Origin of the sequence: Rhizobium sp. B21/90 (genome assembly GCF_019355815.1) — a bacterium.
GTDB classification, from domain to species: Bacteria; Pseudomonadota; Alphaproteobacteria; order Rhizobiales; family Rhizobiaceae; genus Rhizobium; species Rhizobium rhododendri.
In genome coordinates this window covers 67,119-82,972 of record NZ_CP072165.1, presented here as the reverse complement: position 1 = coordinate 82,972, position 15,854 = coordinate 67,119, and the positions used below count along the sequence as shown (strand labels likewise).

Here is a 15,854-nt window from a genome sequence, read left to right as displayed (position 1 = left end):
CGAACCGGCGTGGCGTGACGCAGACCAATCAACTCGGGAGGAAGAGACATGCATATTGTGAAAAAACTGGCGATCGGCGTTGCGCTGGTCGCAGCCTTGATGTCCGGCACGGCAAACGCCAAGGACATCAAGATCGGCCTCGTGGTCAAATCGCTCGGCAACGGCTTCTTTGAAGCGGCCAACAAGGGCGCTCAGGAAGCAGCCAAGGAACTCGGCGGCGTCGAGGTCATCTACACCGGCCCGACCACGACGACGGCCGAAGGCCAGATCGAAGTCATCAACTCGCTGATCGCCCAGGGCGTCGATGCCATCGCTATCTCGGCCAACGATCCCGATGCTGTCGTACCGGCCCTGAAGAAGGCGGCCCAGCGCGGCATCAAGGTGATCTCGTTCGATTCCGGCGTCGCAAAGGCCGGCCGTATCTTGCAGCTCAACCCGTCGTCCAACGAGCTGATCGGCAAAATGTGCCTGACGCTGGTCAAGGATCATCTCGACGGCGGCAAGGGTGACTTCGCCATCCTGTCTGCCACGACCACCTCGACCAACCAGAACATCTGGATCGCCGAGATGAAGAAGCAGATGAAGGACTTTCCGGGCATGACCCTCGTCACGACCGTCTACGGCGACGATCTATCTGACAAGAGCTACCGCGAAGCACAGGGCATCCTGACCTCGCATCCTGAAGTCAAGGTCATCGTTGCGCCGACCACCGTGGGTGTTCTCGCCGCCTCGCAGGCTGTCAAGGATGCCGGCAAGATCGGCCAGGTCTATGTCACCGGTCTCGGCCTGCCATCCGAAATGGCCGGCGCCATCAAGTCCGGCGCGACCAAGGAATTTGCCATCTGGAATCCGATCGACCTTGGCTATTCGGCCACGCAGATCGCCTATCGCCTCGTCAAGGGTGAGACCAAGGGTGCGCCAGGCAGCGAAATCCCGGCCGGCCGCATGGGCAAGATCAAGGTCGACGACAAGGGCGAAGCCGCCATGTCCGATCCCTTCGTCTACAACGCCTCCAACATCGATCAGTTCTCGAAAGTCTTCTGATCGCCTGTCAGCCAAAGCTCACCACCCGGCGGCACCGTGCCGCCGGGACTGGAAATCCTTAACCGGTAGAACGCTGATGACTGCTGCCCTTCAATACCCCGTCGTGGATAGCCCGCCGGCGCCGGAGACGGCGATCCTGGAAATGCGCGGAATTTCGCAGATCTTTCCGGGCGTCAAGGCGCTCGACAATGTCAGTATCGCGCTCTATCCCGGCAAGGTGACGGCGCTGATCGGCGAGAATGGTGCCGGCAAGTCGACGCTGGTGAAAATCCTGACAGGCATCTACCGTCCGAACGAAGGCGAGATCCTTGTAGACGGCAAGCCAACAACGTTCTCCAGCGCCCAGGCCTCGATCGACGCCGGCGTCACGGCCATCCACCAGGAAACCGTGCTGTTCGACGAACTCACGGTGGCGGAAAACATCTTTCTCGGCCACGCGCCGCGCACGGCATGGCGGACAATCGACTGGAAGACGATGAACAGCAGCGCCAAGGCGCTGCTCGTGTCGCTCGAAAGCGCCATCGACCCGACGATCCGCCTGAAGGACCTGTCGATCGCCCAGCGCCATCTCGTCGCCATTGCCCGTGCGCTGTCCATCGAGGCGCGCATCGTCATCATGGACGAGCCGACAGCTGCCCTCTCGCGCAAGGAGATTGACGACCTCTTCCGCATCGTCGAGGGCCTGAAGGCGCAGGGCAAGGCGATCCTGTTCATCAGCCACAAGTTCGACGAGGTCTACGAGATCGCCGACAATTTTGCCGTCTTCCGCGATGGCCGGGCTGTCGGCCATGGCCGACTGAAGGACACGCCGCAGGACGAGATCGTCCGCATAATGGTTGGCCGCGACGTCAAGGATGCCTTTCCGAAGATGGCCGTCGACATCGGCGCCACCGTCCTTGCCGTCGAGCGCTATTGCCACGCGACAGAATTCCGCGACATCTCTTTCGAGCTCCGCCGCGGCGAAATCCTTGGCATCTACGGGCTCATCGGCGCTGGCCGCTCCGAGCTCTGCCAGTCGCTGTTCGGCATTACCAAACCTCTTTCCGGCAAGCTGACGCTTGACGGCAAGGAGATTACCATTCGCTCGCCGCTGGATGCGATCCGGGCCGGCATCGTCTACGTGCCGGAAGAGCGCGGCCGCCATGGGCTGGCTCTGCCGATGCCGATTTTCCAGAACATGTCGCTGCCCTCTCTGGTGCGCACATCGCGCAAGGGTTTCCTGAACGCTGCGAGCGAGCTGGCACTGGCCCGCAAATACGCCGAGCGGCTGGACCTGCGCGCGGCTGCCCTGTCCGTGCCTGTCGGTACGCTGTCTGGTGGCAACCAGCAGAAGGTGGTGATCGGCAAATGGCTGGCGACGCTGCCGAAGGTCATCATTCTCGATGAGCCGACCAAGGGCATCGATATCGGCTCCAAGGCTGCCGTCCACCAGTTCATCAGCGAACTGGCCGCCGAGGGCCTGAGCATCATCATGATCTCGTCGGAGCTGCCTGAAATCATCGGCATGGCGGACCGGGTGCTCGTCATGAAGGAAGGCCTGTCGGCCGGCCTGTTCGACCGCGATGCGCTGACGCCGGAAACCCTGGTGCGCGCTGCCACCGGCAATGTTTAGGATAAACCCATGTCCCGTCTCCTGAAAAAGCGCGAAACGCTGCTGTTCATCATCATTCTGGTGATGATATCAGGCTTTTCCACCCGCGCCGCGGGTTTCGCCGCGCCCGGCAACCTCTCCAACATCTTCAACGACACCTCGATTCTCATCATCCTGGCACTGGCCCAGATGACGGTAATCCTCACCAAGTCCATCGACCTGTCGGTTGCCGCCAACCTTGCGCTGACCGGCATGGCAGTTGCCATGCTGAATTCCAGCTTCCCCGGCATTCCGCTGGCTGCCCTCATCCTGGTCGCCATCGTCATCGGCGCAGCACTCGGCGCTATCAACGGCTACCTCGTCTGGGCGCTGGAAATGCCGCCGATCGTCGTTACCCTTGGCACGCTGACTATCTATCGCGGCATGGCTTTCGTGCTGTCGGGTGGGGCGTGGGTCAACGCGCACCAGATGACGCCGGTCTTCCTCAACGTCCCGCGCACGATGATATTCGGCCTGCCGGTGCTCGGCTGGATCGGCATCGTCGTCGTCGCGCTCATATACTTTGTCTTGAAATTCACGCCCTTCGGCCGCGCCGCCTATGCTGCCGGCGGCAACGCCGTTGCTGCCGTCTATGCCGGTGTCGATGTCGGCAGGACGCGCTTCTTTGCCTTCGTGCTGTCGGGAGCACTGGCGGGCCTGAGCGGCTATCTCTGGGTGTCGCGCTATGCGGTCGCCTATGTCGATATTGCCAATGGCTTCGAACTCGACAGCGTCGCCGCCTGCGTCATCGGCGGCATCTCGATTGCGGGCGGCGTCGGCTCTGTGGCCGGTACCGTGCTCGGCGCGCTGTTCCTCGGCGTCATCAAGAACGCGCTGCCTGTGATTGGCATCTCGCCGTTCACGCAGATGGCAATCTCCGGCACCGTCATCATCCTCGCCGTCGTCTTCAATGCGCGCCGTGAACGCAATCGCGGCCGTATCATCCTGCGCGACAAGGCGGCCCGCGACACCATCACCAACGAGGTGGCAGCATGAGTGCCGTTCCCGAGACACAGACCCAGCGACGCGCCATTCCCGACCGGCTGGGAACGCCCTTCCGGCGTATCATGGCCAGCTGGGAGGTGCTGCTGTTCGGCGTCGCCATCCTGATCTTCATCTTCAACTCGCTGGCCTCGCCTTATTTCCTCGACGCCTACAATCTCTCGGACGCGACATACAATTTCACCGAAAAGGCAATGATCGCCTTTGCCATGGCGCTGCTGATCATTGCCGGCGAAATCGACCTGTCGGTGGCAGCGATCATTGCGCTTGCCTCGACGGCGATGGGCTATGCTGCGCAGGCCGGCGTCGATACCGTCGGGCTGGTTGCCATCGGCCTCGGCGTCGGGCTGCTCTGCGGGCTGTTCAACGGCATTTTGGTCTCCGTGCTGAAGCTGCCGTCCATCGTCGTCACCATCGGCACGATGAGCCTGTTTCGCGGCATTTCCTATATCGTCCTGGGCGATCAGGCGTTCGGTAGCTATCCCGAGGATTTCGCCTTTTTCGGCCAAGGCTACGTCGTCTGGGTGTTCTCCTTCGAGTTCGTGCTGTTCCTCGTGCTGGCGATCCTGTTTGCCATCCTGCTGCATGCCACCAATTTTGGACGGCAGGTCTATGTGATCGGCAACAACGAGTTTGCGGCGCGGTTCTCCGGCATTCCGGTCGAGCGGATCAAGTTCATCCTCTTTCTGCTCACCGGCGTCATGAGCGGCCTGGCCTCGGTCTGCCTCACCTCGCGGCTCGGCTCGACGCGGCCGTCGATAGCCCAAGGGTGGGAGCTTGAAGTGGTGACCATGGTCGTGCTCGGCGGCGTTTCCATCCTCGGCGGCTCCGGCACCATCGGCGGCGTCGTCATTGCGGCCTTCGTCATGGGCCTCGTCACCTTCGGTCTCGGCTTGCTCAATGTTCCCGGCATCGTCATGTCGATCTTCATCGGCCTGCTGCTGATCATCACGATCGCGCTGCCGATCATCGTCCGGCGCATCAAGGCCATGAGCGGCAAATGACCGGCGATCTCGAAAAGCACGCGTTCAAGATGCGGCTCCATCCCGGCATGGAAGCCGAATACCGCCGGCGTCATGACGAGATCTGGCCGGAACTGGTCGATTTGCTGCACACCTCCGGGGCCAGCGACTATTCCATCCATCTCGACCGCGAAACCAACACGCTGTTCGGCGTGCTGACGCGGCCGAAGGGTCACACGATGGCGAGCCTTCCGGCCCACCCGGTGATGCAGCGCTGGTGGGCGCACATGGCCGATATCATGGCCACCAATCCGGATAATTCGCCTGAGCAGAGCGATCTCGTGACGCTCTTTCATCTGCCATGAGCGCGGCCTTCCGGCGCATCGCCGTCCTCGACATCGGCAAGACGAATGCCAAGGTGGTCGTGCTCGATGCCCGGACCGGTAGGGAGGTCGCCGTCGTCAAGACCGGCAACAGCGTGCTGCAAGACGGCCCCTATCCACACTACGATATCGAAGCCTTGTGGCGCTTCACGATGAAAGCGCTGGCCGATTTCGCGGTTGCGCCGGGTTTCGATGCTGTGTCGATCACCACCCATGGGGCTTGTGCCGCATTGCTCGATGCCGACGGCGCGCTCGCGCTGCCCGTGCTGGATTATGAGCATCCCTACGACCCGGCCATTCGCGCGGACTACCTCGCTCTGCGCCCGGATTTCGCCGAAACGTTCTCGCCCTCGCTTGCCGTCGGCCTTAATCTCGGGGCGCAGTTGCATTACCAGAAGACGGTCTTTCCCGAGGCCTTTGCCAGGGTTGCGACGATTCTTACCTATCCGCAATACTGGGCCTGGCGGCTGACCGGCGTAGCTGCCAACGAAATGACATCGCTCGGCTGTCATACGGATCTGTGGCTGCCGGCATCCGCAGACTACTCGCCGCTCGTTGACCTGCTTGGCATCCGTGCCAAAATGGCGCCGATCCGTTCGGCGTTCGATGTCCTCGGGCCGATCTCTGCTTCGCTCGCCGCCGAGCTCGGAGTTGGGCGTGAAATTCCTGTCTTCTGCGGCATCCATGACAGCAACGCTTCGCTGCTGCCACACCTGATCGGCCGCCCCTCACCCTTCACTGTAGTCTCGACCGGGACATGGGTGGTCAGCTTTGCCGTTGGCGGCGATATGGACGGGCTCGATCCTGGCCGCGATACGCTCGCCAATGTGGACGCCTATGGTCGCGCCGTTCCCTCGTCGCGGTTCATGGGCGGTCGGGAGTTCGAAGTGCTGGTGAGAGCGTTCGGCGATGTCGCCCCCGAGGATGCCGAGAAGGCGGTGAGTGCCGTCGTCGAGCGACGTCTGATGCTGTTGCCAAACGTGGTCCCCGGTTCAGGTCCCTTTCCCGGCGCGCAAATGCAATGGTTGAACGACGCGGAGGCGACACTTGCGGAGCGCTGTGCTGCCGTCGGACTGTATCTCGCCCTCATGACGCAGGCCTGCCTCGATCTGATCGGCGCCGGCGGCAGCATTGTCGTCGAAGGACCGTTTGCGCTCAACCGCATCTATATAGCGGCGCTTTCCGCCCTGACCGGCCTCGATGTCGTCGCGCTGCCGGGCTCCACGGGCACCAGCCTCGGTGCTGCACTGCTGACGGGCATTGCGCCGGCGGGTCTGACCCTGCGGGCCCAGGCCGGTTTCCCCCTGCCCCCGCTCGATGACTACAGCGCGCTATGGCATCAGCGCACGCGCCAGCGCTAGCCTTCTAGTCGCACTTCCCCACTGCCGGCGATTTTGGCCGGGATTGCGTCTTCGTGTCTTGCCAAGAGTGGCGGTTACCACAGATAGTATATGAGATGGTTGGCAGCTATGAGGCTGCCGCGTTTCGATCAAGCCAGCAACGACCCGTGAAACCAAGGCCTCGCGCTAGGGGACGCTATGCCAAAAACGCCAAAGAACCCTCTGCTGCTTGCCGACGACAGCAACTGGCGCTGCCGGGAGTCGCTTCGCCGTGCGGTAGAACGGGTAGTGCGCGAGGCCCTCGACGAAGGCTGGAAGCCCGAGGACATCGCAATTTCACTGGTCGAAGTGGCTGACGAGCACATGGACCAGATGATCGGTGAGGCGATCTGCCCCGGTCACCCCATCGTCATTCACTGAACGCTTTTGCGCTATCTTTTGGAGTGAGCGCAACGACTTCGGAGCCAATCCGCACAGACTTGCGCAGATGCCTGACGCTCCAGGCCAATATCCCCTGAAAAATCAATTTTCCTGCCCGCCCGAAAGTTTCTGCCGGAGGATAAACCTGCTCGTCGGCGGAACAATGGAGGCTGCCTACCGTTCCACTTGGCAAACCAAAATCCGGTCGCAGCCCTCCGGCTCGGCCAGCGGGGCCGAGAACGATGCAAGCGTCTACCCTACGGAACGATCAGCAAACACGGCGTCGACCACCACGCATTTATTACGTCCATCCCCTGATGCTCGACGGCATGAGCGCCTGGTCGGCTGTCTTCGATCACGCCTCAGCCCTGGGTTTCGACACCGTCCTTTCAGCCCCGCCGTTCCTGACGGTTCCGGGCGAAAGCGTGTTCGTTCCCAGCGACCTGGATCGGCTGACGCCATCGCTGCAAAGCCTCGGGAATACCGTCGAGGGGCTTCAGGCCCTCGCCGCCGCGGCCCGCCAACGCGGCCTGAACTTCATGATCGACATCGTCATAGATCGCATTTCAACTGTAGAATTGACGAACGGCGGCGTAGTTTCCGATCCGCGCATTTCGCCCGAAGAAAGGCATGCCAAGCACTTTTCAACCGGCAGCGAGGCGGAGGAGGAAAACCTGCGCCAATGGCAGGTCCGCCTCGACGCACTGGTATCGGCAGGCATTTCGGGCTTCCGTTGCCTCGGCATCGACAGGGTATCTTCAGCTGCCTGGACGCGGTTGATCAGCGCTGCCCGCGAGATTGCGCCAGACACCCATTTCTATGCCTGGACCCCGGGCACGGCCTTCTCTGTCCGCCGCGCTCTGCAAAGCGCGGGATTTGACGGTGCCTTTTCGTCTATCTGCTGGTGGGACCAGCGTGGCGATTGGATCGTCGAGGAGCATGATCTTCACCGCGCAATCGGTCTCGATATCGCGTTTCCAGAAGCACCGTTCGGTCGTCGGATCGCCCATGGTGCGGAAGACCTGGAGACGATTGAGCGCAAAGCGCGTCGTGCACTGCTGATAGCAGCTGAATTCGGCGACGGCCTGCTGATACCGATGGGGTTCGAATTCGGCGCGTCTCTCGCACTCGACATGACGGCCGGCAACGGACGCGGTATCTCCTCCTTGCGTCACGATGGTCTTCTTGACCTTTCGGGCGAGGTCAGGCGGGTCAATGCAAACCTTCAGAAGCAGAACGCGGCGTTCGAAAGACAGTCGGTCCGCGTGGTCGTGGGTTCGTCGACGCCGGTCTCCATCCTCATCCGCTCAGACGCGGCCGATGCGCGCTTTGCCAGTACGCAGAGGCTGATTGCAGTCAATAGCGACCTGCGCAAATCCGCGCTAGTGCCAGTGGGAATGCTTTCCGAAAATTCGGCTGGCTTCCTGCCGCTTTTGGGCTTGGCCGATGGCGCGACGCTGGACGCGGAGAAATCCGTAAGGCTGCTTCCCGGCGAGGTCCGGGTATTCGAGGGCAAGGCCAGCAAGGCGATTTTGTCGCAAGCTCCCCTGCCTGCAACAGACGCTGCCGCTACGCCGAGACTGGCGATAGAGGAGGTGACGCCGTCCGTCGATGACGGGCGCTTCGCGGTGAAAATCATCGTCGGACAGACAATCCGTGTCGAGGCTGACATTTTCGGCGATGGCCACGATCCGCTCTCGGCATCTCTCATGTGGCGCGCCGTCGATGAGGACACCTGGTCGGAAGTCCGCATGCAGTTGATCGGCAATGATCGCTGGTGGGCGGAATTCGAACTTCAGCGCATGGGCCGGCATGAATTCGTCATCGAAGCCTGGCGCGACCCGTTTGCCATCTTCCGCTACGAACTCGTGAAGAAGAACGACGCCAAGCTCGACCTGAAGCTCGAGCTTCAGGAAGGCCTCGGTCTCGTCAAGTCTGCGATCGCCAACAATAGCGGCGATATCGCCACGCGGCTTGAAACGTTGGCGGACAGCCTCACCAAGGCGGACGAAAAGGCTCGCGTGCAGCTTTTGCTGGCTGGCGAAACATCGTCGCTGATGAAACAGGCGGATCACCGCCCGTTCAAGGTGCGCAGCGCAGCGTACCCGGTGGACGCCGAACGGCAGGCAGCAGGTTTTGCCAGCTGGTACCAGATCTTTCCGCGCTCGCAGAGCGGCGATCCGAACCGTCACGGCACATTCGACGACGTGATTGGTCGCCTGCCTGCCATCCGCGACATGGGTTTCGACGTTCTGTACTTCCCGCCGATACACCCTATCGGCAAGACGAACCGCAAGGGTCGCAACAACACCCTGAACGCGTCGGAGCAGGATCCGGGCAGCCCCTACGCCATCGGCGCTGCCGATGGGGGTCATGATGCCATCCATTCGGAACTCGGAACTTTCGCCGATTTCGACCGGCTGGTCGAGGCGGCTCACGAGCACGGCCTCGAAATCGCACTCGATCTTGCCATCCAGGCCTCGCCAGACCACCCATGGCTGAAACAGCATCCGGGCTGGTTCGACTGGCGACCGGACGGGACTGTGCGCTATGCGGAAAATCCGCCGAAGAAATACGAGGACATCGTCAACGTCGATTTCTACGCCAGGGACGCTGTGCCGGGGCTTTGGACGGCGTTGCGCGATGTGGTCCAGCTTTGGGTCGATCACGGTGTAAAGCTTTTCCGCGTCGATAATCCGCACACCAAACCTTTCCCTTTCTGGGAGTGGATGATCGCTGATATCCGCAGCCGACATCCAGACGTGGTGTTCCTGTCGGAAGCCTTCACCAAGCCGAAGGTGATGTACCGCCTCGCCAAGGTCGGGTTCTCCCAGTCCTATACGTACTTCACCTGGCGCAATGCCAAGTGGGAGCTGGAAGCCTATATGCGCGAACTGACGGAAACAGCACCGAAGGACTTCTTCCGCCCGCATTTTTTCGTCAACACCCACGATATCAACCCTGATTTCCTGCAGAACGCGCCGCGCTCGGCCTACCTGATCCGCGCTGCACTCGCTGCCACGCTTTCGGGTCTCTGGGGCGTCTATAACGGTTTCGAGCTCTGCGAGGGCCGTCCGGATGCCAAGCGCAAGGAATATGCCGACAGCGAGAAGTACGAGATCCGGGCCTGGGACTGGGATCGGCCGGGCAACATCATCGCCGAGATCACCCGGCTGAACGGCATCCGCAAGCACAATCCGGCGCTGCATTCGCATCTGGGCCTGACCCTGCTGCCGGCTTGGAACGATAACATTATCTTCTTCGAAAAGGCAACGCCGAGCCGAGACAACGTCGTGCTCGTGGCGGTCAGCCTCGACCCTCATAACGTGCAGGAAGCCGACGTTGAAATTCCGCTGTGGGCCTCGGGCCTTCCAGATAGCGGCAGCCTTTTCGTCGAAGACCTCATGCATGGCAATCGAATGACCTGGACAGGCAAGCGGCAACATCTCCGGTTTGAGCCGGGCGTGCCCTTTTCCATCTGGCGTAGCAGTGTTCGGGAGATTTAAATGGACAATATCATCATCAACGAAAAGCTTGGCCAGGATCCGCTCTGGTACAAGGACGCCATCATCTACCAGCTGCACATCAAGTCGTTTTTCGACAGCAATGGCGATGGCATCGGCGACTTCCAGGGCCTGACCCAGAAGCTCGATTATATCGCGGCGCTCGGCGTTACTGCCATCTGGGTGCTGCCGTTCTTCCCCTCGCCGCGTCGCGACGATGGCTACGACATTGCCGACTATACCAATGTCAGCCCTGACTACGGGACGATGGACGATTTCCGCGAGTTCGTTGCCGGTGCCCATGAGCGCGGTATGCGCGTCATCATCGAACTGGTCATCAACCACACGTCGGACCAGCACCCCTGGTTCCAGCGTGCACGCTTGGCAGCACCGGGTTCGCCGGAACGGGATTTCTACGTCTGGTCGGACACGGACCAGAAGTTCCCGGAAACCCGGATCATTTTCATCGATACGGAAAAGTCGAACTGGACCTGGGATGCGGCGGCTGGCCAGTACTATTGGCATCGCTTCTATTCGCACCAGCCTGACCTGAACTTCGACAATCCGGCTGTCATGGACGAGTTGATGAAGGCGATGCGCTTCTGGCTGGATACGGGCATCGACGCCTTCCGCCTCGACGCAATCCCCTATCTCGTCGAGCGCGAGGGGACCAATAACGAGAATCTCGAGGAGACGCATGCGATCCTGAAGCAGATCCGTGCCGCAATGGACGAGAGCCATCCCGGCAAGATGCTGCTTGCCGAGGCGAACCAGTGGCCGGAAGACACGCGCGACTATTTCGGCGATGGCGACGAGTGCCACATGGCGTTCCACTTTCCGCTGATGCCGCGCATGTACATGGCGATTGCCAAGGAAGACCGCTTCCCGATCACCGACATCCTGCGCCAGACACCGGATATTCCGGACAATTGCCAGTGGGCGATCTTCCTGCGCAATCACGACGAGCTGACGCTCGAGATGGTGACCGACGAGGAGCGCGATTACCTCTGGAACACCTACGCTTCAGACCGTCGCGCGCGCATCAATCTTGGCATTCGCCGCCGGCTGGCGCCATTGATGGAGCGTGACCGCCGCCGCGTCGAGTTGATGAATGCGCTGCTGCTGTCGATGCCCGGCACGCCGGTCCTCTACTACGGCGACGAGATCGGCATGGGCGACAACATCTATCTCGGTGACCGCGACGGCGTGCGTACGCCGATGCAATGGTCACCCGATCGCAACGGCGGCTTCTCACACGGGGACCCGGCACGGCTCGTCTTGCCGCCGATCATGGACCCGATTTACGGCTACGGCGCCCTCAACGTCGAGGCACAGAACACCGACGCCCATTCGCTGCTGAACTGGACGCGGCGCATGCTTGCGCTGCGCGGTCGTCACACGGCCTTCGGTCGCGGCACGATCCGGTTCCTGAAACCTGCCAACCGCAAAATTCTCGCCTATCTTCGCGAGTACGGCGACGAGACGATCCTCTGTGTGGTGAACCTGTCTCGCCTGCCGCAGGCGGTGGAGCTCGACCTTTCCGAATTCGAGGGCCGGATACCGGTCGAGATGACCGGTATGTCAGCCTTTCCCCCCATCGGTCAGCTGACCTATCTCCTTACGCTGCAGCCTTATGGCTTCTTCTGGTTCAAGCTTGCGGGCGAGACCGATGGCCCGGTATGGCGCACTCCGCCACCGGAACAGATGGACGAATTTGTCACCATTGTTCTGAAGCACAACCTGCTGGAACTGATGGAAGACGGTCGCAACGCGGCTGTGCTGTCGCGCGATATCCTGCCTTCCTATCTCGCTCGTCGTCGCTGGTTTGGCGCCAAGGGAGAACGGGTAAAGAACGCGACCTTGGTTGCGGCGACCCCCATGCCGTTTGCAGATGGCGTGATCATGTCTGAGCTGGAAGTAGAGTTCGACGATCGCTCGGAGCGGTACTTTCTGCCCCTTGGCTTTGCGTGGGACGACATGCACCCGCCCATTTTGGCCCAGCAGTTGGCGCTAGCTCGCGTTCGTCAGGGACGTCGTGTCGGCCTGCTGACCGACGGCTTCGCCATGGAAAGCATGGCGCGGGCGACCCTGCAGGCTCTGGCTGAACGCTCGACGATCTCGGGCAAGGCCGGCACTCTCGACTTCATCGGCAGCGAAAAGCTCGATGAAATCGCTTTGCACGGCGACCTGCCGATCGTCTGGCTCTCCGCCGAGCAATCGAACAGCTCGCTGGTGATCGGCGACCTCGCCATGGTCAAGCTCATCCGCCACGTGTTCGAAGGAGTGCATCCCGAAGTCGAGATGACCCGCCATCTGACCGAGGTCGGCTATACCCACAGCGCGCCGTTGCTGGGCGAAGTAACCCGTACGGATCCGGAAGGTCACCGCTACACGCTGATCATCGTCCAGGGCGCTATCCGTAATCAGGGCGATGCCTGGAACTGGATGCTTGATGGCCTGCGCCTGACGACGGATCAGCTCCTGGTCTCAGAAGAAGAAAGTCACACCGAGAGCGACAACCCGTTCCGTCCGCTCGGCGACTTCACTGCCGTGGTCGGCCGCCGCCTTGGCGAGCTGCATGCAGCCCTTGCCGCGCCAAGCGACAACCCGACCTTCGCGCCCCTCAAGGTGGATCAGGCGACTGCGAACGAGTGGCGTGACAGCGTGCTGTCACAGCTTTCGAACGCGCTCGATATCATCGAACAGTCGCAGGACGGCCTCGATCCGGCCGGGATGGCTTTGGCCGACCGGGTGTTGTCGCGCCGCGAGCGCATCATCCCGGCCATCGGCAAGCTCGCCGATGCCGCTGTCGGCACCCTGATGACCCGCATCCACGGCGACTTCCATCTCGGCCAGATCCTGGTATCGGAGGACGATGCCTACATCATCGATTTCGAGGGAGAGCCGACGCGCGATCTCGAGGAACGCCGTGCCAAGACCAGCCCGCTGCGCGATGTCGCCGGTTTCCTGCGTTCGCTCAACTATGTGGCTGCGTCTGCCGACAGCGACAAGCAGGTGCTCGTCGACAGTGCCGGCGAAACGCGCCGCGCGATGATCGACCAGTTTACGGCAGAAGCGGAAGTACGCTTCCTCGAGGAATATTTCGCAGCCTCGGCAAGTTCGCCGCAGCTGGCGATGCCGTCGGAGCAGCGTAGCCGCATCCTCGATCTCTTCCTGATCGGGAAGGCTGCCTACGAAATCGCCTATGAGGCCGGCAACAGGCCGAAATGGCTTCCTATCCCGTTGCGTGGCCTGTCGATGATTGTCGATCGCCTGCTGGAGAACGACCTATGACGCTTGCCAACGCCGATCTTCTGGCGGGAATAGATCAAGATGCCCTGTATGCTCTCGTTGAGGGCCGCCACGGCGATCCGTTTTCCGTCCTCGGGCTGCATGGTTTCGGCAGCGGATATGTGATCCGTGCCTATATCCCGGGTGCCATCGCCGTCGACGTCATTGCAGTCGGCAGTGGCGAGATCCTCGCGCAACTGCAGCCGGTCTTCCAGAATGGGCTCTTTGCGGGGGCAGTCGAAGGACGCCCGGAATATCGTCTGCGCATTCACTGGCCGGACGCCATCCAGGAGACGGAAGATCCCTATTCCTTCGCTCCGCTGCTGGGCGACCTTGACCTGCACCTTCTGGCCGAGGGCAATCACTACGAACTCGGGAAGGTTCTTGGCGCGCAGGCGATGTCCGTCGAGGGTATTGCCGGCGTCCGGTTTGCGGTCTGGGCTCCGAATGCTCGGCGTGTTTCCGTGGTCGGGGATTTCAACTCCTGGGACGGTCGGCGCCACCCGATGCGGTTGCGCCCGAATGCTGGCGTGTGGGAAATCTTCGTGCCGCGCCTCGGTCCCGGCGATCACTACAAGTACGAGATCATCGACTCCGGTGGTACTGTCCTTGCGCAGAAGGCCGACCCCGTGGCCCGGGCCAGCGAAGCTGCGCCGGCAACCGCGTCTATCGTTGCGCGCAGCACGCCCTTCCAGTGGAACGACGCCGAATGGCTGGCCTCCCGCAAGGCGCGACAGGACGATGACGCACCGATGTCGGTCTACGAGGTGAATCTCAGTTCCTGGGTCCGGATCCCCGAAGAAGGCAACCGGCATCTGAACTGGATGGAACTCAGCCAGAGGCTCATTCCTTATGCACGCGACATGGGCTTTACTCATCTCGAGTTCCTGCCGATCATGGAATACCCCTTCGGCGGCTCCTGGGGTTATCAGCCGCTTGGCCTGTTTGCACCGACGGGGCGATACGGCACCCCCGAGGATTTCGCCTATTTCGTCGACCGCGCCCATGCGGCAGGCATCGGCATCATCCTCGATTGGGTGCCGGCGCATTTTCCGACAGATCCCTGGGGTCTTGCCCGTTTCGACGGCAGCGCGCTTTACGAGCATGAAGATCCGCGCGAAGGTTTTCATCGGGACTGGAATACGCTGATCTACAACCTCGGACGCAACGAGGTGAAAAGCTTCCTTATTTCCAGCGCTCTGGAATGGATCGAGCGCTACCACATCGACGGGCTGCGGGTCGATGCCGTTGCATCGATGCTGTACCGCGACTACAGCCGCAATGCCGACGAATGGATCCCCAACAAATACGGCGGCCGTGAAAATCTCGAATCCGTCGATTTTCTGAAGCACCTGAATGCCATCGTCCACGAGCGATGCCCCGATGCCCTGATGATCGCCGAGGAATCGACGGCCTGGCCAGGCGTCACCAAGTCGCCGGAAGACGGTGGCCTGGGCTTCGACTTCAAGTGGAATATGGGGTGGATGCACGATTCGCTCGATTATATCGAGAAGGATCCGGTCTATCGCTCCTACGTCCACGGCATGATGACGTTCGGACTGGTCTACCAGTATACCGAAAAATTCATGATGCCGCTGTCGCATGACGAGGTGGTCCATGGAAAAGGCTCGCTGATCGGCAAGATGCCGGGCGACGACTGGCAGCGCTTTGCCAATCTTCGCGCCTATTTCGGTTTCCTCTGGGGCCATCCGGGCAAAAAGCTGATATTTATGGGCGGCGAGATTGCCCAGACCACCGAGTGGAACCATGACGCCTCGGTTGTCTGGGACCTCCTCGACCAGCCGCAACACGCCGGCATGCAGCGCCTCGTGCGTGACCTGAACCACCTCTATCGCGATGAAGCCGCGCTGCAGTTCAGCGATGTCCATGGCGAGGGCTTTTCGTGGGCGGTGCCCGACGATGCGGTCAACTCCGTAATAGGCATGTTGCGCCGCTCGGCCGATGGCGACGAAATAATGCTGGTACTCTGCAACTTCACGCCGGTGCCGCGCCACGGCTACCGTGTCGGCGTGCCGAAGGCTGGGCATTGGGCGGAGGTGCTAAACTCCGACGCAGCCGTCTACGGCGGCGCCAACATCGGTAACGGCGGTGGTGTGTGGACCGAGGACGTTCCGGCGCATGGCCACGATGCGTCGCTGTCGGTGATGCTGCCGCCGCTGTCTACGCTGTTCCTGCGCTGGTCCGCAGAAACAAATGCATCCGTTCCGGAGCGCTGAGTTCGCAGGCCAAAACATGCCCTGGAATTGACGGCGGCCAAT

10 protein-coding genes are annotated in these 15,854 nt (G+C 61.5%); all 10 read left to right on the top strand.

Annotation, left to right across the window (positions count from 1 at the left end; all coding sequences use genetic code 11):
- Positions 1-48: 48 nt before the first annotated feature.
- The 10 genes from rhaS (at position 49) to glgB (ending at position 15,812) form a co-directional block, all read left to right on the top strand.
- Positions 49-1,044 carry a rhamnose ABC transporter substrate-binding protein gene (gene rhaS / locus J5278_RS28380; RefSeq protein ID WP_111221143.1) on the top strand — a complete coding sequence of 332 codons (996 nt, stop codon included), beginning with the start codon at positions 49-51 and terminating at the stop codon, positions 1,042-1,044.
- 76 nt (positions 1,045-1,120) lie between these two features.
- Entirely contained in the window at positions 1,121-2,656 is a 1,536-nt protein-coding gene (locus J5278_RS28375) for a sugar ABC transporter ATP-binding protein (RefSeq protein WP_209185665.1), read from the top strand.
- A gap of 9 nt (positions 2,657-2,665) precedes the next feature.
- Positions 2,666-3,670 (top strand): ABC transporter permease, encoded by a 1,005-nt coding sequence (locus tag J5278_RS28370; RefSeq protein WP_209185664.1) that lies wholly within the window; start codon positions 2,666-2,668, stop codon positions 3,668-3,670.
- Entirely contained in the window at positions 3,667-4,680 is a 1,014-nt protein-coding gene (locus tag J5278_RS28365) for an ABC transporter permease (RefSeq protein WP_209185663.1), read from the top strand. The genes J5278_RS28370 and J5278_RS28365 overlap by 4 nt, the downstream gene beginning before the upstream one ends.
- On the top strand, positions 4,677-5,003 hold the full coding sequence (rhaM, locus tag J5278_RS28360; RefSeq protein WP_209185662.1) for an L-rhamnose mutarotase: 327 nt from the start codon (positions 4,677-4,679) through the stop codon (positions 5,001-5,003). Before J5278_RS28365 ends, rhaM begins: the two co-directional genes overlap by 4 nt.
- A complete protein-coding gene (locus tag J5278_RS28355; protein ID WP_209185661.1) occupies positions 5,000-6,382 on the top strand; it encodes an FGGY-family carbohydrate kinase in 1,383 nt (460 codons plus the stop codon). Before rhaM ends, J5278_RS28355 begins: the two co-directional genes overlap by 4 nt.
- Positions 6,383-6,559: 177 nt before the next feature.
- The gene (locus tag J5278_RS28350) at positions 6,560-6,781 is read left to right on the top strand and encodes a hypothetical protein (protein ID WP_209185660.1); all 222 of its coding nucleotides are present in this window, start codon (positions 6,560-6,562) and stop codon (positions 6,779-6,781) included.
- 242 nt (positions 6,782-7,023) lie between these two features.
- Complete coding sequence (locus J5278_RS28345) at positions 7,024-10,287, top strand: alpha-1,4-glucan--maltose-1-phosphate maltosyltransferase (RefSeq protein WP_209185659.1); 3,264 nt, start codon at positions 7,024-7,026, stop codon at positions 10,285-10,287.
- Positions 10,288-13,578, top strand: coding sequence for a maltose alpha-D-glucosyltransferase (gene treS, locus J5278_RS28340; protein ID WP_209185658.1), 3,291 nt, complete (start codon positions 10,288-10,290; stop codon positions 13,576-13,578).
- A complete protein-coding gene (gene glgB / locus J5278_RS28335) occupies positions 13,575-15,812 on the top strand; it encodes a 1,4-alpha-glucan branching protein GlgB (RefSeq protein WP_209185657.1) in 2,238 nt (745 codons plus the stop codon). The genes treS and glgB overlap by 4 nt, the downstream gene beginning before the upstream one ends.
- Positions 15,813-15,854: the final 42 nt, after the last annotated feature.